Source organism: Mycobacterium liflandii, assembly GCF_022354805.1.
In the GTDB taxonomy this organism is placed as follows: Bacteria; Actinomycetota; Actinomycetes; order Mycobacteriales; family Mycobacteriaceae; genus Mycobacterium; species Mycobacterium marinum.
The window spans coordinates 312,578-337,122 of record NZ_CP023138.1 but is presented as its reverse complement, the minus strand read 5'-3'; the positions used below and the strand labels follow the sequence as shown (position 1 = coordinate 337,122).

General features: G+C 66.9%; 16 protein-coding genes, 1 tRNA gene and 6 pseudogenes. 11 read left to right on the top strand and 12 right to left on the bottom strand.

Features of this window, described 5'->3' with window-relative positions; translation table 11 throughout:
* The first annotated feature begins 12 nt into the window (after positions 1–12).
* Complete coding sequence (locus CKW46_RS01645) at positions 13–1,239, top strand: peptidoglycan DD-metalloendopeptidase family protein (RefSeq protein ID WP_482052706.1); 1,227 nt, start codon at positions 13–15, stop codon at positions 1,237–1,239.
* A gap of 9 nt (positions 1,240–1,248) precedes the next feature.
* On the opposite strand, the pseudogene CKW46_RS01640 reads toward CKW46_RS01645, so the two are convergent.
* Together CKW46_RS01640 and CKW46_RS01635 are read right to left on the bottom strand one after the other, a co-directional pair.
* Positions 1,249–1,944 (bottom strand): annotated as a pseudogene (locus CKW46_RS01640) (NAD-dependent epimerase/dehydratase family protein); the annotation flags it as partial.
* Positions 1,945–1,961: 17 nt separating this feature from the next.
* Positions 1,962–3,164: pseudogene (locus CKW46_RS01635) on the bottom strand (ISAs1-like element IS2404/ISMul1 family transposase).
* 143 nt (positions 3,165–3,307) lie between these two features.
* Between CKW46_RS01635 and CKW46_RS01630 the strand changes: the two are divergent.
* Positions 3,308–3,967, top strand: a pseudogene (locus tag CKW46_RS01630) (amidohydrolase family protein); the annotation flags it as partial.
* Positions 3,968–3,996: 29 nt separating this feature from the next.
* Here CKW46_RS01630 and CKW46_RS01625 read toward each other — a convergent pair.
* A pseudogene (locus CKW46_RS01625) lies at positions 3,997–6,091 on the bottom strand (PE family protein).
* Between the two features lie 182 nt (positions 6,092–6,273).
* On the opposite strand from CKW46_RS01625, the gene CKW46_RS01620 reads away from it, so the two are divergent.
* Together CKW46_RS01620 and CKW46_RS01615 are read left to right on the top strand one after the other, a co-directional pair.
* Positions 6,274–6,579, top strand: a complete 306-nt coding sequence (locus CKW46_RS01620; RefSeq protein WP_011738479.1) for an ArsR/SmtB family transcription factor — start codon at positions 6,274–6,276, stop codon at positions 6,577–6,579.
* Positions 6,576–6,992, top strand: a complete 417-nt coding sequence (locus tag CKW46_RS01615) for a VOC family protein (RefSeq protein ID WP_011738480.1) — start codon at positions 6,576–6,578, stop codon at positions 6,990–6,992. Before CKW46_RS01620 ends, CKW46_RS01615 begins: the two co-directional genes overlap by 4 nt.
* A gap of 110 nt (positions 6,993–7,102) precedes the next feature.
* On the opposite strand, the pseudogene CKW46_RS01610 reads toward CKW46_RS01615, so the two are convergent.
* Positions 7,103–9,834: pseudogene (locus CKW46_RS01610) on the bottom strand (PE family protein).
* Positions 9,835–10,120: 286 nt separating this feature from the next.
* Between CKW46_RS01610 and CKW46_RS01605 the strand changes: the two are divergent.
* The 3 genes from CKW46_RS01605 to CKW46_RS01595 are packed head-to-tail and all read left to right on the top strand — an operon-like array spanning position 10,121 to position 11,476.
* Entirely contained in the window at positions 10,121–10,423 is a 303-nt protein-coding gene (locus CKW46_RS01605; protein WP_238559462.1) for an alpha/beta fold hydrolase, read from the top strand.
* Positions 10,424–10,762: an alpha/beta fold hydrolase gene (locus tag CKW46_RS01600; protein ID WP_238559461.1), complete on the top strand. Its 339-nt coding sequence runs from the start codon at positions 10,424–10,426 to the stop codon at positions 10,760–10,762. It begins immediately after the preceding gene.
* Between the two features lie 21 nt (positions 10,763–10,783).
* Positions 10,784–11,476, top strand: coding sequence for an SRPBCC family protein (locus CKW46_RS01595; protein ID WP_238559460.1), 693 nt, complete (start codon positions 10,784–10,786; stop codon positions 11,474–11,476).
* A 44-nt stretch (positions 11,477–11,520) separates the two neighbouring features.
* On the opposite strand, the gene wzm is transcribed toward CKW46_RS01595, so the two are convergent.
* The 5 genes and pseudogenes from wzm to CKW46_RS01570 form a co-directional block, all read right to left on the bottom strand.
* Positions 11,521–12,351 carry a galactan export ABC transporter permease subunit Wzm/RfbD gene (gene wzm / locus CKW46_RS01590; protein ID WP_015357615.1) on the bottom strand — a complete coding sequence of 277 codons (831 nt, stop codon included), beginning with the start codon at positions 12,349–12,351 and terminating at the stop codon, positions 11,521–11,523.
* Positions 12,348–13,276, bottom strand: a pseudogene (glfT1, locus tag CKW46_RS01585) (galactofuranosyltransferase GlfT1). Before glfT1 ends, wzm begins: the two are co-directional and overlap by 4 nt.
* Positions 13,269–14,111 carry a galactan export ABC transporter ATP-binding subunit Wzt/RfbE gene (gene wzt / locus CKW46_RS01580; RefSeq protein WP_015357613.1) on the bottom strand — a complete coding sequence of 281 codons (843 nt, stop codon included), beginning with the start codon at positions 14,109–14,111 and terminating at the stop codon, positions 13,269–13,271. Before wzt ends, glfT1 begins: the two are co-directional and overlap by 8 nt.
* A 3-nt stretch (positions 14,112–14,114) precedes the next feature.
* Positions 14,115–14,648 (bottom strand): bacterial proteasome activator family protein, encoded by a 534-nt coding sequence (locus CKW46_RS01575; protein ID WP_015357612.1) that lies wholly within the window; start codon positions 14,646–14,648, stop codon positions 14,115–14,117.
* 12 nt (positions 14,649–14,660) lie between these two features.
* Positions 14,661–16,634 (bottom strand): DUF6541 family protein, encoded by a 1,974-nt coding sequence (locus CKW46_RS01570; protein ID WP_015357611.1) that lies wholly within the window; start codon positions 16,632–16,634, stop codon positions 14,661–14,663.
* A 130-nt stretch (positions 16,635–16,764) separates the two neighbouring features.
* Here CKW46_RS01570 and CKW46_RS01565 point away from each other — a divergent pair, with 130 nt between their 5' ends.
* Positions 16,765–17,961 carry a cysteine desulfurase-like protein gene (locus tag CKW46_RS01565; protein ID WP_482052704.1) on the top strand — a complete coding sequence of 399 codons (1,197 nt, stop codon included), beginning with the start codon at positions 16,765–16,767 and terminating at the stop codon, positions 17,959–17,961.
* A gap of 39 nt (positions 17,962–18,000) precedes the next feature.
* On the opposite strand, the gene CKW46_RS01560 is transcribed toward CKW46_RS01565, so the two are convergent.
* Positions 18,001–18,993, bottom strand: coding sequence for an NAD(P)H-quinone oxidoreductase (locus tag CKW46_RS01560; RefSeq protein WP_482052703.1), 993 nt, complete (start codon positions 18,991–18,993; stop codon positions 18,001–18,003).
* A 39-nt stretch (positions 18,994–19,032) separates the two neighbouring features.
* On the opposite strand from CKW46_RS01560, the gene CKW46_RS01555 reads away from it, so the two are divergent.
* Positions 19,033–19,122 (top strand) — tRNA-Ser (locus CKW46_RS01555).
* 499 nt (positions 19,123–19,621) lie between these two features.
* Complete coding sequence (locus tag CKW46_RS01550) at positions 19,622–21,781, top strand: PPE family protein (RefSeq protein ID WP_117438142.1); 2,160 nt, start codon at positions 19,622–19,624, stop codon at positions 21,779–21,781.
* Between the two features lie 25 nt (positions 21,782–21,806).
* Here CKW46_RS01550 and lipE read toward each other — a convergent pair whose 3' ends face one another.
* Positions 21,807–23,051: a lipase LipE gene (lipE, locus tag CKW46_RS01545; RefSeq protein ID WP_482052702.1), complete on the bottom strand. Its 1,245-nt coding sequence runs from the start codon at positions 23,049–23,051 to the stop codon at positions 21,807–21,809.
* 36 nt (positions 23,052–23,087) lie between these two features.
* The gene (locus CKW46_RS01540) at positions 23,088–23,912 is read right to left on the bottom strand and encodes a crotonase/enoyl-CoA hydratase family protein (protein WP_012396834.1); all 825 of its coding nucleotides are present in this window, start codon (positions 23,910–23,912) and stop codon (positions 23,088–23,090) included.
* Between the two features lie 23 nt (positions 23,913–23,935).
* Between CKW46_RS01540 and CKW46_RS01535 the strand changes: the two genes are divergently transcribed.
* The gene (locus CKW46_RS01535; RefSeq protein ID WP_015357608.1) at positions 23,936–24,520 is read left to right on the top strand and encodes a TIGR03086 family metal-binding protein; all 585 of its coding nucleotides are present in this window, start codon (positions 23,936–23,938) and stop codon (positions 24,518–24,520) included.
* The last annotated feature ends 25 nt before the right edge of the window (positions 24,521–24,545 follow it).

The following is a 24,545-nucleotide window of genomic DNA, read 5'->3' as shown; positions in this document are numbered from 1 at the left end:
TAGAGAGACTGCATGCGGATTCTGGCGGTAACACGCGCGCACAACGCCGGACGGACGTTGGTGCGCACGTTGGACTCGTTGGCTGCGTTCAGCGACGACATCTATGTGATCGATGACCGCAGCACCGATGACACCGCCGAGATTCTGGCGAACCACCCTGCGGTGACGAATGTGGTGCGTGCCCGTTCTGATCTTCCCGCCACGCCCTGGCTGATTCCGGAGTCCACCGGGCTGGAACTGCTGTATCGGATGGCCGATTTCTGTCGCCCGGACTGGGTGATGATGGTCGACGCGGATTGGCTTGTCGAGACCGACATCGATGTCCGTGCGGCCCTGGCCCGCACCCCCGAGGACGTGGCGGCGCTGCTGTGCCCGATCGTGTCCAGTTGGGACGATCCCGAATACCCCGAGCCGATTCCGGTCATGGGAACCGCTGAAGCGCTGCGCGGGCCCTTCTGGCGCTGGTCTCCGGGTCTGCGTGCCGGGATCAAGCTGATGCACAACCCGCACTGGCCGGCCAATATCACCGACCACGGTCGGATCGGCCGGCTGGAGGGGGTCCGGCTGGTGCACGACGGTTGGTCGACGCTGGCGGAGCGGATCTCGAGAGTCGAGCACTATCTCCGGCTCGATCCGGATTACCGGCACAACTTCGGGGTGGCCTACGACCGGTCCCTGCTGTTCGGTTACGCGCTCGACGAGGTCGACCTGCTCAAAGCCGACTATCAGCGGCGCATCCGCGGCGACTTCGACCCGCTCGAGCCGGGCGGGCGGCTGCCGATTGACCGGGAACCGCGGGCCATCGGCCGTGGATACGGGCAACGCGCCGGTGGTTTTCACCCCGGTGTCGACTTTGCCGCCGACCCGGGAACACCCGTGTACGCTGTGGTGTCCGGGGCGGTCAGCGCTGTCGCTGATGTCGACGGCTTGTTGTCGATGACGATCTCGCAGGGCCCGGACCTCGACGTCGTCTATGTGTTTCGCCCGGTAGAGCGAAACGGGATGTCGGTTGGGGATCGGGTGCGCGCGGGTGCGCGGCTCGGCGCGATCGGCGCGGATGGCGACTCGGACGACGGCTATCTGCATTTCGAGGTCCGCCAGCGCGGCTCGCACGTCAACCCGCTGCGCTATCTCGCCAACCTGGGGCTGCGGCCGTGGCCGCCGCCCGGGCGGCTGCGGGCGGTGTCGGGCAGTTATCCGCCGGCCACCCCGTGCACGATTACCGCGCCCCAGCGCTAGTGGGGACGGTCATCCGTTCGCGGTCGACCTGTCGCCGAGCCCGTCCAGCTCGTATGCGTGCTGGGGCTGATCCTTAGCCCAGGCGATGTACCGGTCGATGCCTTCCCAAATATCGACTTGCGGCTCGAATCCGATGCTTCTCGCCAATGAGATATCGGCGGAAAATCGCTGGACCTCCCCAGGGCGGGCATCGCGATGTTCGATTGTGGCATCGAATTTACCCGCGACGTACTCGACGATATTCTTCACGCAGGTGTCTTTACCGCTGGCAAAATTGATCGTCTGGCCACGCAGGGACGGGGTCTGCAATATCAGGTTGTAGGCGTTCACAATATCGCTGATATAGAGATAATCGCGGCTCGAAGTGCCCGCGCCGAAAATTGTCAGCTTCTTGCCATTGATTGCCTGCCGGACGAGCCGCGGAATCAGCGCGCCGAATCGGCCGGTCTTTTGGCGAATTCCAAAGATGTTGAACGGGCGGACGATGGTGACGTCGATTCCGAAGGAGCGAAAATACGAGTAGCACAGCCGGTCGGCGGCGGCCTTGGACGCGGCGTAGGGGCTATTCGGTTTCAGTTCGGCGTGTTCGTCGAGGCGCTGGCCTTCCTCGAGATTGTGCCCATCTCCGTAAACTTCGCAGGTGGACACGTATATCAGCCGGTTGCGGTAGCGGCGCACCGCTTCGAGTGCTCGGTAGGTGCCCAGGGCTCCGGCGTTGTTGATTAGCAGGCTTGTGAGCTGGGGAATTGTGGATTGAGGAGGTCTAGGCGGCGGTTGGCGGTCAAAGCGGTGATCCGGCAGGCTTCGGCGATGTTGTCGGCGCCGTTGAGGCGGTGCAGATTGATCGCGGTGTTGCGTAGCGTTGCTAGGACCTGTGCGCCGTTTCCGGTATGTGCCCTTTGACGGTCTTCGTCGAAGGTGACGTCGCGTATCCAGTGCAGGCTGTTCTCGATTCCCCAGTGTTGACGCATCCAGGTCATGATCGCGGTAGGGCGGGCGTGCTCGAACGGCAGGCTGCAGATGGCATAGACCACCTCCACGCTGCGCTGGTCGGTGGCGGTGATCAAGCGTTCACGAGTGATCCGGATGATTTGTTTTGCGTAGGGGAAGCCGATTCCTCGTACAGCGGTGATGATTTGCAGGGTGCGGGTCTCGACACGGCCGTGGCCGCGGGAGTCATCGGTAGCGGCTGCGGGCACCTCGGCCCAGGGCAGCGCGGTGATACGCGCAAGTATTTTGGCTTGGTTGGACTTGACGATCATCAGGTAGTGCAACTTCAAGGTGGCGCAGATCAACTTCGCGGTGACGACCTGGGTATGCATCGCATCCACGGTGACCAGCCACCGCAAGCTACCCGGCAGCAGCGTGAGCAGGGCACGTACGCAGGGAATTTCATTGCTTTTCTCGGCGACAGCGAGTTGACCGAGCACCAATCGGGCACGGTGGGCGAACACCGACACGAGATGCGTGGCTGTCGCTTTGGCGCGTAAAGCACCACGCAGCATCTTGCCGTCCAACGCGATCGGCACCAATCCACTGGGGTCGCTGCTGGCCACGTGTGCAGTGAAATAACTGCCCATCCTGGCGTTGAGGTCGGCGGGGTCTAGCCGAGACAAAACAGCGCGAAAGGTCTTCTCACTGGGCCGCCGGAACCGGACCCCTAATTAGGCCAACACATCATCGGGAGCGGTGGCCGCCCATGTAGCAAAACCAGCATAGCCGCGCATCCCCGCGGCAGTGGCCAGAACCGCGATCGCCAACAAAGCCATCAGCGAATACCTCCGACCGCGTGGGTCCCTCGGGTCTGGCACCGAGACCAACACATCGAGAAACTCCGATCCGATGAGCTCGCTGCGCTCACCAGGACTCCAGCGGTCGAACACCTCTGGAACCGACGACACAGGCAATACTGAAACGGTAGGCACGGGCAACTCCAGACCAACGACGAACAGTAACCAACTCGATCGTTCTCCAGATAGCCCGTGCCTACACTCAGGCCCCAATAGCGCGGCACCAAAGATCATCAACCCAGCTCACAAGCCTGCTAATCAACAACGCCGGAGCCCTGGCCCGCACCGCCGGGCTGGGCATCCGGGGCGGTGCCGTTGTTTCCGGGTCATTCCAGGGGTTCGACCAAGGGTATTTGCGGGAATCGCTGGCGCGGTTGGGGCCCGGTTTTGTCGGGGTCACCCAGTTGCCCTCGACGATTTCGGACGCGGAGATACGCGATCTTGATGCCGCCGGAATCCGTGCGGTCCGGTTCAATCGCTATCGCGGTGGGCCCGAGACCATCGACGAATTGAACTCGTTCGCCCGCCGGGTTCACGACATTGCGGGTTGGCATGTCGAGCTCTATGTCGATGCCGCGCACCTCGGGCAGTTGGCCGATCAGCTCATTGCGCTGCCAGCGGTCAGCATCGACCATCTGGGCATGTCAGCCGAAGGGGTTGAGCTGTTGCTGCCGTTGGTGGACAAGGGGATTCGGGTCAAGGCGACCGGCTTTGGCCGGGTCGGTTTGGATGTGCGGGACACGGTGAAGAAGATCCACGCGGTCAACCCCGATGCCCTGATGTTCGGCACTGACCTGCCCTCGACGCGTGCTCGGCGCCCGTTCGAGGACAGCGACATCGATCTGATCAGCGAGGCGCTCGGGGACGCGGGCGCCAGCAAGGTGCTGTGGGAGAACTCTGCCGCGTTCTATCGGCTGGCCGAGGCCCAGGACCGGTAAAGTGCGTGCGGCGAGCGGGCCGTCCCTGATTAGCCCGATGCGCCGCCGGTGCCCGGTGTCCCGCCGGCGCCCTGGTCACCGGTCTGGCCCGACATTGCGCCGCTGCCGCCGGTCCCGCCGTCGCCGCCCTCGCCGCCAGTGCCGGCGTCACCACCGTCGCCCGCGTCGCCCATCTGGCCGAACATTCCACCCGAGCCGGCGGCGCCACCCGTGCCGCCGTTACCGCCATTGCCGCCGGCGCCACCCGTGCCGCCGTTGCCGCCATTGCCGTCGGTGCCGGCAGTCGTGCCAGTGCCAGCGCTGCCGCCATTTCCTCCGTTACCGCGCATGGCGCCGGCGCCACCGGCGGCACCCGAGCCACCCGTGCCGCCGTTGCCGCCGTTGCCGATCATGAGGTCGGTGGCGTTGCCGCCATCGCCGCCGTTGCCCCCCGCCCCGCCGCCGGACCCGCCGCTACCGCCGACCCCACCGTTGCCGCCGGACCCGCCCATGCTGGCGGTGCCGCCGTTGCCGCCATTGCCTCCCAGGGTGCCGGGCCCGCCGGTTTGGCCATCACCACCGCCGCCACCCAGGTCGACGCCCGTGCCACCCTCACCGCCGTTGCCGCCCTGCTGCCCGGCGAACACCCCCGGGCTACCCGGTCCGCCGTCGCCACCGATACCGGTGGTGTCAATGCCGTCGGTCCCGGGGTCAGCCTGCTCGAAGACCGGGTTTGGGGTGGGGTTGACGCCGGCGGCGCCAACGGTTCCGTTGCCGCCGTTTCCGTAAAGACCGCCGTTTCCGCCGGCGCCGCCGTTACCGCCGTCGGCGCCGGGTGTGGTGGGGGTGTAGCCGTCGCCACCTTTGCCGCCGTTTCCGGCCACGGTGGTGGGGGTGGCGCCGTCGGAGCCGTGGATGCCGGTGCTGGCTCCGGTGCCCCCGGCGCCGCCGGTCCCGCCGAGCCCTGGATTTCCGCCGTTGCCGCCCTTGCCGCCATCGAGATGGGTGGCATCGCCGGTCCCGCCGGTGCCGCCGTCGCCCTGTTGACCCTGGGCGCCGAACAGGCCGGCTTGTCCGCCGGCGCCGCCGTTTCCACCGGTGCCGCCGGTCCCGCCGTTGCCGCCGTCGCCTCCGGTGGCGCCGGGCGTGGTGGCGGCCGCGCCGATGCCGCCGATCCCGCCGGCCCCGCCCAGGCCGCCGGCCCCGCCGCGCCCGCCGCCGCCCAACAGCAGCCCGCCTTTGCCGCCGGCGCCGCCGTTTCCGCCGTTGCCGGCGGCCCCGCCGTCGCCTCCGGTTTGACCGGCTGGCCCGGAGATACCGGTAGCGCCGGCCCCACCGTTGCCGCCGGCCCCGCCCGCCGCTCCTTGGCCCAATAGGAATCCGCCGTCGCCGCCGGTGCCGCTGCTAGACAGGCCGCCGGCCCCGCCGCTGCCGCCGGACCCGCCGCTGCCGTTGTCGCCGGCCCCGGACAGCCACCCGGCCTGCCCGCCGGCCCCGCCCATCCCGCCGCCGCCACTAGTGCCGGTCCCGCCGGCTCCGCCGGTCCCTCCGGCTCCGGTCAACCAGCCGCCGGCCCCGCCGGTACCCCCGGCGCCTCCGGTGGCGCCCGCTCCACCGGCCCCACCAGCGCCGCCATTGCCGATTAGGCCCGCCGCGCCTCCGTTGCCGCCGGCCTGCCCCGCCGCTCCGGTTCCGCCGTTACCCCCGTTGCCCCACAGCAGGCCGCCATCGGCCCCGTTCTGCCCGGTCCCGTCGGCGCCGTTGGCGCCGTTGCCGATCAGGGCCCCGCCCCAGCAGTGCCTGGGTGGGCGCGTTGACCACGTTGAGCAGGTCTTGGGGCAGGCTCTGCAACGTTGCGGCACTCGAGGCTTCCGCACCGGAGTAGGCGTCGGCGCCCGCGGTCAACGCGGCCACGAAGCGGTCATGAAACTCCGCCGCCTGGGTGCTGACGGCCTGATAGGCCTGGGCGTGGTTGCCGAACATCGCGGTGACCGCCGCTGAGACCTCATCAGCGCCCAACGCACTCAACAGGGCCGTGGTCGGCGCCGCCGCCCACGCATTGGCCGTCTGCAGGCTGGATCCGATGGTCGAGACCTCAGCAGCGGCGGCGTTGAGCACCTCCGGGCTCGCGAAGACATAAGACATCGTTAGTTCCCCCGGCCGTTAGGCGCCGGACACCACCAAATCCGCGATCACCGCACCATGGGCACAGCACTCACTAGGAAAATGATAACACACGTTTCCGAGTTTGGGTAACGATTGCCCACCTGGGCGTGAGCGGCCGGCAAACCTTTATCCGTTGACAGGCAAGTAACGGCTTGCATATCGTGCGGGAGGTGGGCGATGTCTTCAAGGCGCTGGCGGATCCCACCCGGCGTGTCATCCTCGGCGAGCTGACCGATCGGAACGGCCAAACTCTCTTCGAGATCTGCGCTCGTCTGACTACGAAACATGGGATTTGTTCGACACGACAGGCGATTTCGCAGCACCTCGATGTGCTGGAGGCGGCTGGGTTGATCGAAACGCAGCGCGGCGGCCGGCAAAAATTCCACTATCTCAACACCGCTCCCCTTGGCCAGATCGCCAAGAGGTGGCGCATCGATACCGCCGACTCCGGAAGAGGGACTACATGAGGATCAATCTGGCCAGTGTCCTGGTCGACGACCAAGACAAGGCACTGCGCTTCTACACCGAAATCCTCGGTTTCCAGACCAAACACGACGTTCCGATGGGCCAGTTCCGATGGATTACCGTTGTCTCACCGGAGGACCCCGACGGCACCGAGCTGGTCCTCGAGCCCGACGAGCACCCGGCGGCCAAGCCGTTCAAGGACGCGCTGAGCTCCGACGGGATTCCGTTCACGGCCTTCGCGGTCGACAACGTGCAAGCCGAGTTCGACCGACTCCGGGCCCTCGGTGTTCGCTTTACCCAGGAACCCACCGAGATGGGGCCGGTGACCACCGCGGTTCTCGACGACACCTGCGGCAATCTCATTCAGATCCAACAGGCCGGCTCGCAGCCCGCGAGTGAAGGGTCGGGCGGTTGATAGATGCCGAAATCTCGGGTGCGCGCGAAAAGTAAGGATTCTGCCGGGCCGCGGCGCTGTGCCAACTGGCCAGGCCCACCGGTGGTTACTCCGTAGGCGGGTGTCGCGTATCAGGGGAACCCAGGTCCGCCGTCGCCACCGTTGGCTCCGGTGCCATCGCCGCCGGAGCCTCCGGGGCCCGGGGTACCGGTGCCGGGGGAGGTACCGGCCATACCGGCTTGGCCGGTAGATCCTGTGGCCCCGGTATCCCCGGACAGGCCGCTGGTGCCGTAGGGGGGACGGGGGTCGACGGGGTCGTAGCTAACGCCGCCGCTGCCGCCGTCGCCACCGGCACCGCCCTCACCGCCGGTCCCGCCGTTGCCGGCTGCGCCGCCGGTGCCGTTGGTGCCGGATTGTCCGTAGCTGCCGCCAGCACCCGCGGCGCCGCCGTCGCCCCGTTGCCTCCGGTGCCTCCCGTGCCGCCGGTGCCTCCGTCCCCGCCGTCGCCACCGTTCCCGGGGAGCGACGAGAGGCTGTTGCCGGTGGAGTCGCCGCCGTTGCCGCCGATGCCTCCGGTGCCCCCGGTGGCTCCGGTGCCGCCGTCGCCTCCGGCGCCACCTGTACCGCCGTTGCCGCCGTTGCCGTAGAGGCCGCCGGACCCGCCTGCTCCGCCCGCGCCGCCATTGCTACCGGTGCCGCCGGTGGCGCCGGTGTCGGCGTCGCCGCCGTCGCCGGCGTAGGCGGAGTTGCCCCAGGGAATGACGTAGTTGGCGTCGCCCCCGGCGCCGCCGTTGCCGCCGCTGCCCCCGCCGTACCCGCCGTTGCCGCCGTCGCCGGCTTGGCCGGTGAATCCGTTGGCGCCGGACGACGTGCCGCCGGTGCCGCCGTCGCCGCCTGCGCCGCCGCCGTCGCCGCCTGCTCCGCCGTCGCCGCCCCAGCCGCCTACCAGGGGACCGGTGCCGCCGGTGCCGCCGGCGCCGCCTTGGGTGCCGGGGCCGCCGATACCGCCGGTTCCGCCATTGCCTCCGAAGGGATTCGTGTCGCCCTGGCCGCCGCTGTTGTAGCCGTCGCCGCCGGTGCCGCCTTGTTGTCCCGCGGTGGTGCCGTCGCTGCCGGTCGTACCGTTTCCGCCGTTGGTGGTGGTGCCGTCGGTTCCGGAGGTGGCGGTGCTGGTGACGGGGTGGGGGGTGGGGTTGGTGCCGGTGGTGCCGGTGGCGCCGTTGCCGCCGTTTCCGCCGGTGCCGCCGTTGAGGGTGGGGTCGGTGGAGGTGTAGCCGTCTCCGCCGCGTCCGCCGCTGCCGTTGGTGGTGGTGGGGGTGGTGCCGTTGATGCCGTGGGCGGCGGTGTCGGTGCCGTCGCCGCTGGTGCCGCCGGCCCCGCCGAGTCCGCCGATGCCGGGGTTGGCGTGGGTGGCGTCACCGTTGGCGCCGGTGCCGCCGTCACCGGCGATCGCGCCGTCACCGCCGTCACCGCCGGCTCCGCCGGCCCCGCTGGTGCCGGTGGCGCCGTGGGTTGCGCTGCCCCCGGCGCCGCCGCCCCCGCCGGTTCCGCCGTTGCCGCCGTTGCCGCCGGCCCCGGCGTTTCCACCGTTGGTGCCGGCGGTGGTGGCGTTGGTGCTGTTGGCTCCGGCCGCCCCCGCCGCCCCCGCCGCCCCCGCCGCCCCCGCCGCCCCGCCGGTCCCGCCGGCCCCGCCGTCACCGGCGATCAGGCCGCCGGCTCCGCCGGCTCCGCCGTTGCCGCCGTTGCCGCCGTTGCCGTAGTCGCCGCCGTTTCCGCCGTTTCCGCCGTTGCCGCCGTTGCCGCCGTTTCCGCCGTTTCCGCCGTTGCCGCCGTTGCCGCCGTTGCCGCCGTTGAGGGTGGGGTCGGTGGAGGTGTAGCCGTCTCCGCCGCGTCCGCCGTCGCCGGCGTTGGTGGTGGGGGTGGTGCCGGCCAGGCCGTGGGCGCCGGTGTGTGAACCCGTCCCGCCGGTCCCGCCGGCGCCGCCGGCGCCGGGGTTACCGCCGTTGCCGCCGTCGAGGTGCAGGGCATCACCGTTGGCGCCAGCGCCGCCGTTGCCGGCGATCGCGCCGTTACCGCCGGTGCCGCCGTTACCGCCGGCCCCGGTTATCCCGGTGCTGCCGAACCAGCCGGTGCCACCGCCGTTACCGCCGGCCCCGCCGTTACCGCCGTTACCGCCGCTGGTCCCGGCGGTCGTCGCGGTTGCGCCCGCGCCTCCGGCTCCGCCCGCACCGCCGTTACCGCCGGCTGCACCGGCCCCGCCCGCCCCGCCGGCGCCTCCTGTGCCGGCCAGCTAACCGCCGTGCCCGCCGGCGCCGCCCGCGCCGCCCGTCCCGCCCGCGCCGCCGGCTCCGCCGCTGCCGATCAACCCGGCGTCGCCACCGCGGCCAGCGGCCTGACCCGCCGCCCCGGCCCCGCCGTTGCCGCCGTTGCCCCACAAGAGGCCGCCCGCCCCGCCGTTGTGGCCGCTGCCCGCGGCCGCGTCAACACCGTCACCGATCAACGGGCGCCCCAACACCGCGATCGTCGGAGCGTTCACCGCACCGAGCACATCGTCGCCGACGGTCTGCAACACCGCCGCACCAGCGGCCTCGGTCCGGCCATAGGAGCCCGCGGCCGCGGCCAACGCCGCCACGAACCGCTGATGAAACGCCGCCGCCTGCGCACTGACCGCTTGATAGGCCTGAGCGTGGCCACCGAACAACCCCGCCACCGCTGCCGACACCTCATCGGCACCCAACGCGCCCAACACCGTCGCGGTCGGACCCGCCGCAGCCGAACTGGCCGCACCAACATTGGAACCGACACCAGTCAGTAGCGCGGCCGCCGACTCCAGCTCCTGCGCAGAAACCACCAGATAAGACATCACTGATCACCCCACCCCGGAACGGACCAAGACCACACCGCCCGGAATTCACCGGAGGTGACCATCAACGAAACTCAGATGGTAGCGGTATGAGACCCGATGTTTCCTGAATTGGGGCAAGAAGTTTTTGGACGGTGTGGGTCGCCCTCACCGCGGTCATAGAAGAATGGCTGCCAGATGTCCGGTCGGCACGGTGGGCAACTCCCCGACGGACTCGCGAAGGGCCGGCGCAGGACCAATGCCGCCGCGACGAATGCCACGACTACGGTCGGCGACTTAGGAGACCATGAACGACGATTCAGAGCTGGCTGAATGGATCAGCGAGCAGCATTGGCGGCAACCAGTGCAGAGCACCGCAATGACCGTCGCAGACGGGGGCCGGTTTCGGGTCACCCGAGTCGGTGCGGGTCAGGGATCTCCGGTGGTGCTGCTCCCCGGGATGTTCGACAACCGTCGTCTGTATTTGTGGCCGGGTGGGGGTGGGCTGGCCGAAGCACTGGCCGATAGCGGCCTGGACGTATGGATCGTCGAGCGGCGCGGAGCAGGTGGGGTAGCCGTCGATACCGGGGTCCGCGCGGGCTGGGAGTAGATGGTTCGCATCGATCTGTCGGCCGTCCAACGGCTGATCGCCACCCACAACGGTCGTCCGGCATTCTGGGTGGCGCACTCGTTTGGTGGGGTGGCATTGGCCCGCGCCGCCGCACAGACGATGCAACAAGCGCAGGTCGCGGGGCTGGTGTTGGTGGAAAGCGCCGTCGATATCCCGTTGCTGGCGAATCGGGTGGTGGCCGCGACCGTGCAGGCCAGCATGTGGCGCGGTATGTTCCCGGCCCGGCTGTTTCGGCTCGGTCCCGAAGACGAGCCAGTGGCCGCCTTCCAAGACGCGATCTCCTGGGGCCGTGCCGAACGCGCTGGCGGCGAGTTGTAGGCGGCGCTGCAGGCCGTACACGTGCCCGCACTGGCCATCACAGCTCCCCGCGACGTCATCGCCCCCGCTGGGCGCTGCAAGCGGCTTGCGCAGGCATTCGGCAACGCTGACCGGCGCATCCAATCCGCTGCACGCCGCCACGGATTCGCCCGCAATCACAACCACGAATCCCCGCTGCTGCATCCCTCGGCGAGTGCGGACGTGTTTCCGTTCCTACGTGACTGGTTTTCCGCGCGCCTCGACGAGTGCCCGCCGGACACCGCGGCTACCGCCCCGGTCGGGCGGCACCGCCTGCAATACACCGTCGAACTCGACGCTCCACCTGAGTGGACCTTCGACGTGCTCACCCACCATTGGGCGACTTTGTGGCCGGTACGCCACCGGCGGGTGCGGGCCGGGGTGCATCCCCGTGCGCCGGACGGTCTGCGGTCGGTCCGGGCGCAACGCGCGTTGGGCGTCTGGCCGATCCAGGAGGAGATTGTCGGTCACCGGCCGGCGCGGCTGATCGAATATCGGACCATTCGCGGCCCGGTGCGCAATCATTTCGGCCGCATCGAACTCACCGCCGTCCCCGGACGCGGCACACAGCTGGACTACTCGATCAGCTCCGACACCCCGGCGTGGTTGCCCGGGCGCTTGCTGGCCGCCGTGCTGGATGTGACCTGGCGTTTCTACAGCCTGCCCCGGCTACGGCACCAAACCGGCGGCGGCTGATAGGCAAAGCACCAAGACGGGTTGGGTTGATACCGCTGGCGGCGCTACACCCAGTAGGGCACCCGCGCGCGGTATTGCCGCATCGCGAACGCCGCCAGCACCCAGCCGACGATCGTCAGTGCGATCACCACCAGCCAGTGCCTCAGCTCTTGATGGGCACCCAGCAATGGCGCGCGGACGATGTCGAGGTAGTGCAGCAGGGGATTGAGTTCGACAATGCGTGCCCACCGGCCCGCGCCCTGGCGGTGCAGGGTCTCGTCGTTCCAGATGATCGGCGTCATGAAGAACAGCAGCTGCACCAGCGAATTGAGCAGCGGTGCGATGTCGCGATAGCGAGTCGCCAGGATGCCGAAACATAATGACACCCATACACAATTGAGCACGATCAACCCCAGCGCCGGCACCACCGACAGGTCCGCCCAGGACCACGGCTTGGGAAAGATGATCGCGACGACGAAGTAGATCACGATGTTGTGTGCGAAAAAGATCATCTGCCGCCAAACCAGCCGGTAGACGTGCACGCTCAACGGTGCCGGCAGCTGTTTGATCAAGCCTTCGTTGGAGACGAAGACGTCGGCGCCGTCCAGGATGGCCGCGTTGATCAGATTCCAGATGATCAGCCCCAGGGTGACGTAGGGCAGATGTGCGGACAGCTCGAGGTGGAAGAGCTTGGAATACAGCCCGCCCATCGCCAGGGCGGTGGTGCCGGTCGCGATGGTGATCCAGAACGGCCCCAGCACCGATCTGCGGTAGCGCTGTTTGATGTCCTGCCAGCCCAGGTGCAACCACAGCTCGTGGCGCCGAAAGCCCTCCAGCAGGTCACCCCGGGCGCGGGCGAACGTCCTGGACTGGGCCGCCGCGTCGATGAACGTCATCTGGATCCTCCAAGATCGGGCTTTCCGAACTTCTCGTGACGCCCCAAGCGGCGCAACCGAATCCACTCCCGCAGACCCTTGGGGTCGTGGCGGGTCACCAGGAAGAACCAGCCGAACCTCAGCCACTCTTGGGGCAGCAACTTACGCAGGCCGGGCTGAGACAACACGTAGCCGCGGTTGCGGTAGGTGAAGAACCGTTTGCCGGGGTCGTCAGGGTATTGGGTGTGCATCCGGCCGCCGAGGATCGGTTTGAACTCGTCCGATCCGCACGGGTGCAGATAGGCCGTGTCCAGGCAGGTTCCGAAGGGTAGTCCGGACCGAACCAGCCGGCGGTGGATCTCCACCTCGTCACCCCGGATGAAAAGCCTCAGGTCCGGGACGCCGATCGCTTCCAGCGTCGACGCGCGGAACAGCGCTCCGTTGAACAGCGAGGCTATTCCTGCCAGCAACTCCTGGCCCGCCTCGGTGCGCAATTCGCTGGCGTGCCTGCGCCACACCAGGCCACGCCGCAACGGAAAGGCCAGGCGCTGCGGGTCGTCCATGTTGCAGACGACCGGCGACACTTCGGCCAGCCCGTACTTTTCGGCGCATGCCAACAGGGTCGCCAATACGCCGGTGTCCCGGGGCGCCCGTCGTCGTCGGCCAGCCACACCCAGTCGGCCCCCAGCGCCAGCGCGTGCAACATGCCGAGCGCGAAACCGCCCGCGCCGCCGAGGTTTCGACGTGACTTCAAGTAGGTGGTGGGGATCGGTTGTCCCGCAACAAGATCGCCAACCCGGTTGGCGCCGGAGCCCTCGGCAGCGTCGTTGTCGATCACGATCAGGTGATCGGGCAACCTGGTCTGGGTGCTCAGCACGTCCAGCGACTTGGCCAGCTCATCGGGGCGCCGGTGGGTGACCACGACGGCGATGACGGTGTCACTCATCCCCGGAAGCTTTGTGCGCCAGCGGCTGTTGAGCGACGTTGTCACGCTGCGTTTCGGCCAGCACGTCGCGCACGTGGCGGGCCGCGTCTTCGCCCTCGTAGGCCCGCACGACGTCCTCGATCCCGCCGCTGAGCTTGATCTCGCCGTGGTCGATCCACATCGCCGTCTTGCACAGCCGCGCCAGGAACTCGTTGGAATGGCTTGCAAAAACCAGGATTCCGGAACGCTCCACCAAACTCTGCAGCCGGGACTGGGCCTTCTTGAGGAACTCCGCGTCCACCGCGCCAATGCCTTCGTCAAGCAGCAGGATTTCCGGGTCGATGCTGGTCACCACGCCCATGGCCAGCCGGACGCGCATGCCGGTGGAATAGGTGCGCAATGGCATGGACAGGTAGTCGCCCAACTCGGTGAATTCGGCGATTTCGTCGACCTTGGCCAGCATCTGCTTGCGGGTCTGCCCCAGGAACAGGCCGCGGATGATGATGTTCTCGTAGCCGGAGATCTCGGGGTCCATGCCGATCCCCAGGTCGAAGACCGGCGCCACCCGGCCGGTGACCTTGGCCAGCCCACGGGTCGGCTCGTAGATGCCGGACAACAAGCGCAGCAGCGTGGATTTTCCGGCCCCGTTGTGGCCGACCAAGCCGACCCGGTCACCGTGTTCCAGGGACATGGTGATGTCCCGCAGGGCCTCGATGACGACGACGTTGGAGCTGTTGCGGCCGATGGAACCGCCGGCCTTGCCCAGGAAGGCCTTCTTCAGCGAGCGCGACTTGGCATCGAAGATGGGGAATTCGACCCACGCGTCGCGGGTTTCGATCCGTGGCAGTTCAGACACGGTCTAGAGGTACTGTCCGGTGCCGTGACCGTGGGGTTCCGGTTTGCCGATGCCTGGAGGCAGCGCACCCTGGCGCATCTGCTCCAGCTGCGCGCGCGCTGCCATCTGTTGGGCGAACAGGGCGGTCTGGATGCCGTGGAACAGCCCTTCGAGCCATCCGACCAGTTGCGCCTGTGCGATGCGCAACTCCGCGTCCGACGGCGCGGAGTCCTCGTTGAACGGCAGGGTCAGCCGGTCGAGCTCTTCGCGCAGTTCGGGTGCCAGACCGTCTTCGAGTTCGCGGATGCTGGTGGCATGGATGTCGCGCAACCGGTTGCGGCTGGCTTCATCTAGCGGTGCGGCCCGGACCTCTTCGAGCAGTTGCTTGATCATGGTGCCGATGCGCATCACCTTGGCGGGCTGTTCCACCAGGTCGGTCAGTGAGCGCTCGTCGGAGTCTTCGTCGGTTACCGCCATGAGCCTCGGGTCGATGCCACCGATGACCTCGACGTCCTCGGCCTCCGGGTCATCGTTGCCGGTACTCAATCCAGTCACCATCCTCTTACGTACCTACTTGGAGTGCGTCTGTGCGGTCTTGCCGCTCCACTCGTAAATTCGGGCTCCACCGTTGTCGTAAATTTTCTTCCACGACGGGGAATTCTCCAGAGAGACTAGCCCGTCGGGAACGGCGAACCCTCTGACCGTCGGGCTGCTGGTCAGGATGTAGCGAATATTGAGCACCTTGATCGACTCGACTACCCGGGGATCGGAATCGCCTCTACCTGCGTAGGCCCAGAAAATAAACCGGTGGTATCCCGGCCCCTGCTGCACGGGATAGTCGTAGTGGGTCCACAACGGATGCAGACCCGCCACGGCGTACATCCAGGCGGTGCCGTCGGTGTTGGCATTGCCGATCATGGTGTCGCGCGCGCCGGGCAGCGTCGCCAGGTACGCCATGGCGTCGAGGTCCTTCTGGTCGATCATCACCGAGTCGTACTTGTCGCCGAACAGGAACCGATGGCGCGGAAAGTAGTGCCAGGTGCTGACCAGGCAGACCCCCAGCAGTAGCGCCACGGTGACCGAGACCCAGAACGGTTGGGGCAGTGGCCGGAATCGATCCGTGAGTCCCCGCGCCGCCGCCACCACCAGCGTGACGATCCAGAACAAAGCCACGCCGGCCATCAGCATCAGCAGCAGCGTGGTGGCGGCCGCGATGCGGCGTGGATCGTTGTAGAAGAACTCGCCGAGCGACCCGGCCATCGCATCGATCGGACCGCCCAAGGGGGTTCCCGCATTGACGTTCATGACGACCAGCAGCAGCCACACCGCCAGCGGCCACCAAATCTTTTTGATCAGCAGAATGAACCCGCCGATCGCGGCCAGCGCAATCAGCGCGTACTGCACCGGGAAGTCGTTGAGATGGCGCGAATGCTGGAACACCGCATCGAACACGCCCCGCTTCTTGCTCAGGTAGGTGAGAAACGAATGCCCGGCGATGATGTCTTCCTGCTGTTCCACGCTGATGAACTGCGGCAACATGATCAACCCGGAAATCGCGGCCACCCCCGCCAGCGTCGCCAGATCGGCCAGCCGGCCCCGCACCGGATGCCACAGCGCCTCGAACAACCACCAGGCTGCGACCAAGAGCACGACCACCATGCCGCCCGCGATGTGCACCGACAGCACCCCCACCAGTGCCAGCACCGCTATCGGAATGCGGTCGCGGTGCCGCGGTGTCGAGGTGATCAACACCATCGCGGGTACCGCGACGCCGTAGGAGGCTAGATTGGGCATGGCCGCGGTGCCGAATTCCACGCAGGGCAGCGCGGTGAACGATGCGGACAGCGCCGCTGCTGTCGCCGCGGAGCCCGCGGTGCGCCATTCCGTCAGGTGGCCGCGCATCGCGCGCCAGGTCAGCGTTGCCGCGCTGACCGGAAACAGCCAGATCGCTGCGGCCAGCGAGTTCAGTGTATAGCCGGTGGTGGGCGCCGCGCCGGTGAGTTGGCAGAACACCGTGGTCAGGCCATGAAACACCGAGGGGTAGTACAGCAGCGCATGGGTTTCGACGTTGCGCAGCTCGCCCATGTGGGTAGGGGAGGCCTGGCCGGTGTCGAGAATGAAGCGCACGGTGTTGGCGTGCCAGACCGCGTCCCAGGTGCTGGGGATGGACTGCCAGTGCGGGATGCCCCGGTAGGCCGCCCAGGCAATGAACAGCGTCCCCAGCGCCACGCCCGCCGCGACGGTGAGCGCCGGGCCGCGGCTGACACCGCGGGCTTCTGCCTCCTTGTCGCGAAAGCGGCCGAGTAGCAGCTGGAAACCCGTTACCGCCGCGGCCACGACCGCCAGCGCCAGCAGCGCTGTCCAGCCGTTCCACGGGATGCCGAGCGCGCCGTAGGGGACGATCGCCAGTGCGATCACGCCGTAGGTCAGCGGCGGGCCCACCGCGATAGCGATCGGCCAACTGAGCTGCGCGATACGTGCGATGAGGGTCCCCGGCGCGATCAGCAGGATCAATGCGATCAGCGTTCCGAACCACAAGGTCACTCGACTAGTATGGCGGGGCCGGGTGACCTGGCTCCGGAAGCCGGAACGGTTGGAATGTCTGGAACGATCCGGGCCACCCGCTAAACGTCACCAATCCGCGTGAGTGGCTAGATTCTCTAAGGTGGCAGGCATGGCATATGACGTCGCCCGGGTGCGTGGACTGCACCCGTCCTTGGGCGACGGGTGGGTGCATTTCGATGCACCCGCCGGCATGCTCATTCCCGATTCGGTCGCGACCACTGTGTCCACGGCCTTCCGGCGTTCGGCCGCCAGCACCGCGGGCGCGCATCCGTCCGCCCGGCGCAGCGCCGCCGTGCTGCAAACGGCGCGGGAGGCGGTGGCCGATCTGGTCAACGCCGACCCGGCCGGTGTGGTGCTGGGCGCCGACCGTGCCGTGCTGTTGTCGGCACTGGCCGAGGCGTCGTCCTCACGCGCGGGGCTGGGGTACGAGGTGATCGTCAGCCGCCTCGACGACGAAGCCAACATCGCCCCCTGGCTGCGCGCCGCCCACCGCTACGGGGCCAAGGTGAAGTGGGCCGAGGTCGACATCGAGACCGGTGAGCTACCGACCTGGCAATGGGAGAGCCTGATCAGCAAGTCGACCCGGCTGGTCGCCGTCACCTCGGCTTCGGGAACCCTGGGCGCGGTCACCGATCTGCGGGCGATGACCAAGCTGGTTCACGACATCGGCGGCCTGGTCGTCGTCGACCATTCCGCCGCGGCGCCCTACCGGCTTTTCGACATCAAGGAGACCGAGGCCGACGTGGTCGCGATGAACGCGGTCGGCTGGGGCGGTCCGCCCATCGGGGCGATGGTCTTTCGGGAACCGGCGCTCATGCACAGCTTCAGCTCGGTGTCGACCGATCCGCACGCGACCGGCCCGGAACGGCTGGAGACCGGTTTACACCAATTCGGATTCCTGGCCGGTGTGGTCGCCAGCATCGAATGCCTCGCCTCGCTCGACGAGTCGGCGCGCGGAACGCGGCGCGAGCGCCTGTCGGTATCGATGCAGTCCGCGTCGGCCTACTTGAACCGGATCTTCGACTACCTGATGGTCTCGCTACGGTCGCTGCCGCTGGTGATGTTGATCGGCCGACCGGAGGCGCGGATACCGGTGGTCAGCTTCGCGCTGCAGGACGTGCCGGCCGACCGGGTGGTGCAGCGCTTGGCCGACAACGGCATCCTGGCGGTTTCCAACTCCAGTTCGCGGGTTTTCGATGTGTTGGGCGTCAACGATGTCGGCGGCGCGGTGACCGTCGGGCTGGCCCACTATTCGACGATGGCCGAAGTGGACCAGCTGGTGCGTGCGCTGGCCTCGTTGGGCTGAGCCCGGGGGTTGGGGGTTTCCCGACGGCCTACGTTCGGGCTAGCCGTCGACGGTGAGCAGGATCTTTCCGTAGCTCTGACCTGACAGCAGCAGTTGATGCGCCTGTGCCGCCTGCCCGATGGGCAGTCGGGAGCCGATGATGGGCCGCACCCGGTTGCTGGCGATCATCGGCCAGACCGAGGCCGTCACGGCCTGGGTGATCACGGCCTTGCCGTTCGGACCCTGCAGCGGCCGGGCCCGCAGCGTGGTGCCGATGACGCGAGCACGTTTGGTCAGCAGTTTGCCCAGGTTGAGTTCCGCTTTGATCCCGCCCTGCATGCCGATGATCACCAGCTGTCCGTCCACGGCCAGCGCGTCGACGTTGCGGTCCAGGTAGGCCGCGCCCATGATGTCGAGGATCACGTCGGCACCCGAACCGTCGGTCTCTTGCTTCAGGCGCGCCACGAAGTCCTCGTCGCGGTAATTGATGGTGATCTGGGCTCCCAGATCGCGACACAGCTGCAGCTTCTCGGACGACCCCGCGGTGACCGCCACGCGGGCGCCCAACGCGGTGCAGACCTGGATTGCGTGGCTGCCGATGCCGCAGGCGCCACCGTGAATCAGCACCAGCTGACCCGGCCCCAGGTGCGCGGTCATCACCAGGTTCGACCACACCGTGCAGGCGACCTCGGGCAGCGCCGCGGCGTCGATCAGGCTGACTCCGGGGGGCATCGGTAGCACCTGGCCGGCCGGAACGGCCACATACTCGGCGTAGCCACCACCGGCCAGTAGTGCGCAAACCTCTTGTCCAGCAGACCATTCCGTGACACCGTCGCCGATATCGGTGATGGTGCCGCTGACTTCCATGCCGATGATCTCGCTGGCTCCCGGCGGCGGGGGATACTTGCCGGCGGCCTGCAAGACGTCCGCGCGGTTGACGCCGGCGGCGGCGACCTTGATGACCACCTCGCCTGCCCCGGCCGTGACATCGGGTACTTGCTGCCAAACCAGATGATCCGCGGATTCGGCGACGATGGCGTGCACGAACGCCACGCTACTACCTCGGAATCGGGCCCAGCTACCCTTAGCAGCGGTGGCGTGGCAGAGCGGCCTAATGCACTCGCCTTGAAAGCGAGAGACGGCTAAAACCGTCCGGGGGTTCAAATCCCTCCGCCACCGCCATGTGATCGATCGAGCCGTCGGCGACCGTGCTGGTGGTCGCGCTACCGCGTGGTCGCGCCCTATGCGGAGCTCAGTAGCGGCTCAGTAGCGGCTCGATAGCAGCCCGGTAGCGGCTCAGTAGCAAGGCACCCGGACCGCACTTCCGCGCGGTGAGCATTCGGCTGGCACGGCCCGCACGTGCCGTAGAGACTTTGCCGGCCGAGGATTTTCGTGAGCAAGATCGACCCCCGGCAAGTTTTCGACAGCGCCTTTGAGTATTCGTATCTACGCATTCTTGTTTGAGCATTCGCGGCTGGGTATTCGCAACCGAGTAGTCGCATTTTGGCATCTTCCGGAGTCCCGTAACTTCGGGATCAAAACCCCGGCGACGCCACCGTTGCTGTCACGAAAAACTGGCAACTGGAGGGCATTTCGTATAGAAAGTGATGGCAGAAGGCGGCCGCTGCACTGCCGTGCATTTGGTTATTAATGGCACCCCTCGAGGACAGGGAGAGCATTAGTGAATTTCTTGGTCGATCCGCCGGAATTAACGTCGGCGCGAATTTATTCCGGTCCAGGTTCGGGGCAGATGTTCTCGGCCGCGCAGGCCTGGGATGGGTTAGCTGCGGAGTTACGCCTGGCGGCGTCCTCGTTCGAGTCGGTGACCGCAAACCTGATGGCTGGGGCCTGGCAGGGCGCGTCGGCGACGGCGATGGCGGCAGTAGCTACTCCCCATGCGGGACTGTTGCAGGGCCTGGCGGGCCAGGCCGAACAGGCCGCCGCCCAGGCCCGGGTAGTGGCAAGCGCCTTTGAGGCGGTGCGCGCGGCCACGGTGCACCCGGCCTTGGTCGCGGCCAACCGCGCTCAGTTTGTGTCGCTGGCGCTCTCGAACATCTTCGGGCAGAACGCGTCCGCGATCGCGGCGGTTGAGACGGACTACGAGGAGATGTGGGCGCAGGACGTGACCGCGATGGTCGGTTATCACTCGACCAGCTCGGCGGCCGCCGAACAGTTGACCCCGTTTCATCGGATGTTGGCGGGCCTGTCTGGCCGGTCGGTCAGCTCGGCGGTGGCTGGCGGTCGCCTCGGCGGCTTTGTCATCCCGGGCCTGTCCATCGGCAACCGTGGCCTGCTGAACCTCGGTCTCGGTAACGCCGGGAACCTGAACCTGGGCTGGGGTAACGCCGGCAACCCGAACCTCGGCAGCGGAAACACCGGTGGAATCAACCTGGGCAGCGGCAACACCGGTAGTTTCAACCCGGGTTGGGGAAACGCGGGCAAGCTCAACCTGGGCAGCGGCAATATCGGCAACATGAATCTGGGTAGCGGTAACACCGGGATTCTGAATGTGGGTAGCGGCAACATCGGGGATTTCAACCTGGGCAGCGGCAATATCGGCAACCTCAACCTGGGTAGCGGCAATATCGGCAAGGGCAACTTTGGGATTGGGAATACCGGCAACTTCAATCTCGGCGGCGGCAACACCGGCGGTCACAATTTCGGTAACGGCAACAGCGGCAACCACAACGTAGGCGGCGGAAACTACGGAAATTCGAATTTTGGCAGCGGGAATATCGGTTCCGGAAACTTCGGCTTCGGGAACTCCGGCAACAACAATATTGGCTTCGGCAACAGCGGCAACAACAATATCGGATTCGGTCTGACCGGAGATGGTCAGATAGGCATCGGCGGCCTGAACTCGGGCTCCGGAAATATTGGTTTCGGGAATTCGGGCAACAACAATATCGGCTTCTTCAACTCGGGTGACAATAATGTCGGTTTCCTGAATTCGGGCAGTGAGAACAAGGGCTTCATCAACTCGGGTCTTGGCACGGGGCGAGGCCCGAACTTGAGTGCGGGCATTGGAAATTCCGGCGACCTCAACACGGGCCTGTTCAACTCGGGTGGGTCGAGCGCGACTACCAACACCGGTTGGTTCAACTCGGGTTCCCACAACACGGGCATCGGAAACTCCGGCGATACCAACACGGGTTTCTTCAACTCCGGGAACCTCAATACGGGCTTGTTCAACTCGGGTGACGTCAACACGGGGCTCTTCAATTCGGGGAACAACAACTTCGCCGCCTTCAATGCCGGCAGCACGAACACCGGCAGCTTCAATGCGGGAAGCTCGAACACACTGGCCTTTAACTCGGGCGACTCGAACACCGGTTACGCAGGGTCGGGTAACTACAATACGGGGGGTTTCAACTCGGGGGCCAGTAACACGGGCTTTTTCTACTCCGGGGATCTCAATACGGGCATCGGCAGTCCAGTTGATCAGAACCTCGCGAATTCGGGATTCATGAATACCGGAACCGGAAACTCGGGAATCAGGGGAACCGGTGACTATAACTCCGGATTCGCTAATAGGGGAACTTATAACTCGGGTGCTGATAGCGCCGGGCACGAGGCCGGGATGACCAGTAACTCGGGCGTTCTGAACATTGGAAGCAACAATGCGGGATTCCTGAACTATGGCAACTATAATTCCGGATTCAGAAACACCGTCTACCCATCGGGAACGCCCGTTGGGAATACTTCTGGATTTGTCAATGTGGGAGCGGTCAATTCGGGATTCTTCAGTACCGGGACGGGCGATTCCGGCTTCGGGCAATTAGCTGACTATTCCTCGGGTGTGCTCAACGCCAAGGACTACATATCAGGTTACTTTCACTAAAATTCGCGGGCCCCGATCGGCGACATCACTCGACGGTTTTCGGGGGAATCTCAGCGGTGATGGCATTCTTGAGGGCGACGTAGCGTTTGGCGTCGGGATCCCTGCCGGGCTTTCCGCTGTTGATGAGGCCGACCGATAGCCCGCGGTCAGGGTCGGCCCAGGTGGCGATATTGACCAGCCCGAGATGTCCGAAGGCCGCCGGTGCATTTCGGCCGAACGGTCCGAATCTGTTTGAACCCAACATGAATCCGGTTCCCCAGCGCAGGGGAGCGAGTCCCGTCGCGAAATCGGGCCGCAAACGCCGGCATTCTGTGACCGCGCTGCGCACCGTTTCGGGCGCCATGATCCGAACCCCGTCGAGTTCGCCACCGCGGCGCAGGATCTCCATGAAACGGGACAGCTCGTTGGCGGTCGACACCGTGTTCGACGACGGGATGATGGTGCGCAGGAACAGCGGCTTGTTGGTGTAGGGGATGACCTCGTGCACGGTGCCGCCGATCGCCTTGCGGAACGCCACGGCGATCACCGGGGGCAACGGGCGCCCGGTGGCGTGGCTGGGCGCCACCAGCGGGAGGTCCTCCTCGGCGACGCCGAAGTTGGTCCAGCGAAAGCCCAGCGGGTCGAGGATCTCGGTGGCAAGGATGTCGCGAATCTCCTTGCCGGTGGTGGCCCAGATGATCTCGCGCATCAACGGTCCCCAGGTCAGCGCGTGGTAGATGTGCACCAGCCCCGGCGGGTAGAGCGGCCGCAGCTCGCCCAGCTTGCGTGCGGCGTACTCGTGGTCGTCGGCCCGGGTGACGTCGGGGCGGGGCCCGGTGGGGAAGGGGACGCCGGCACTGTGGGTCAGCACGTGCCGGATGGTGGTGCGGTCTTTGCCGTGGCTGGTGTAGCTGGGTATGTACTCGCAGACGCGGTCATCGAGCGAGAAGTGCCCGCGTTCGGCCAGCATGTGCACGACCGTGGCGGTGATGGCCTTGGCCGAGGAATACGTACAGAACGGTGTATCGGTGCTGACCGGGATTTTCTCGGCGTCGGGCGCATCGCTGGGTGCGTTACCCCAGCCGTGGCCAATCGCCCGGTTGAGCACCACCCGGCCGTTGTGCCTGATGCACAACTGGATCGCCGGATGCATCCCGGCTTGGTACCAGTACCGAGTGGCCTGCCAGATCCGCTCGATAGCCGCACTGTCGATTTCGGAGTGATCTTCCGCACCGAGCGCCGTGACGGCGTCAAGGTCGGCCGGGACTCGAATCCTGCCGTCTTCGGTCATACTCGCCACACCGCGAGGGTACGTGGAGGCCGCCGCCTACTCCCCGGTGAACTGGGGAGGCCGCTTGGCGAAGGTCGCCGATATTCCCTCGGTGAGGTCCTTGGACGGCAGAAACGCCGCATTCCAGGCCGCGACGTAGCGCAGGTTTTCCGCGACGGCCGACGCGCGCTGCTGGTCGAGGACGTCTTTGACGCCGTACACCGCCAGCGGGGGATTGGCGGCAATTTCGGTGGCGGTGGCGTGGGCGGCGGCCAAGGTTGCATCGGCGTCTTCGAACACCTGGTTGACCAGGCCGATCTTCTCGGCCCGAGCGGCGTCGATATCCCGACCGGTCAGCGCCAGCTCCCGCAGATGCCCGTCGTTGAGGATCATCGGAAGGCGGGCCAGGCTGCCCATGTCGGCGACGATGGCGAGCTTGACCTCGCGTATCGAGAACTTCGCATCGGCGCTCGCGTAGCGCATGTCCACCGCCGAGATCAGGTCGACGCCGCCGCCAATGCACCAGCCGTGCACCGACGCGATGGTCGGGGTCCGGCAATCGGCGACCGCATTGGTCGCCTTCTGCATCCGCAGCACCTCGGCATGAAAGTCGGTGCGGGGACGCGCGAGCGCCCCTTCGGCCATCAGCGGGGCGAAAGTTCCGCCCATCGCCGGCACGTCCAGTCCGTAACTGAAGTTCTTGCCCGACCCGGTGATGACGATCGCCCGCACATCACGGTCGGCGTCCAGCGCCGCGAAGACTTCCGGCAGCTCCGACCAGAAAGCGGGCCCCATTGCATTGCCCTTGCCCGGCCCGATCAACGTCACCTGTGCGACCTGGTCTTTGATCTCGACGGTGACAGATTCGTATGTTTCGCCCATGTCCAGACCGTAGCGTGGCGGACATGGCCTCTGATTTGCGACCCGGACCAGATTCTCCGCCGACCGACGAGCTGGCCAGCGCCGAACGCGCCCTGGCGGTCCTGCAGCAGGTGCTGCACCCGATCGGAGATGGTGACCTGTTCCGGCCAACGCCGTGCCCCGAGTACGACGTGTCCGGGCTGACTGGGCACTTGCTGAACTCCATCGTGGTCCTCGGCGGTATGGCCGGCGCCGAATTCACGATGCGCGACCACACCTCCACGCCGGAAGGCCAGGTGGTCAGCGCCGCGCGCCCGGCACTGGATGCCTGGCATCGCCGCGGCATGGATGGCGACGTGCCGCTGGGCCCCGCCTCGATGCCCGCCAGGGTGGCCGTCTCGGTGTTCTCGATTGAATTCCTGGTGCACGCGTGGGACTACGCGACGGCGGTGGGGCATGACATTCACGTCCCGGACTTGCTGGCCGACTATGTCCTGGGTTTAGCGCAGAACCTGATCCAGCCGCACAAACGCGGTGCCGCCGGGTTCGATGATCCGGTCCAGGTTGGCGACGATGTCCGCGGGCTGCACCGGCTGGTCGCCTTCACCGGCCGCAACCCGATCAGGTAGGCACCCTCGACGCCTCTGCGCGGGC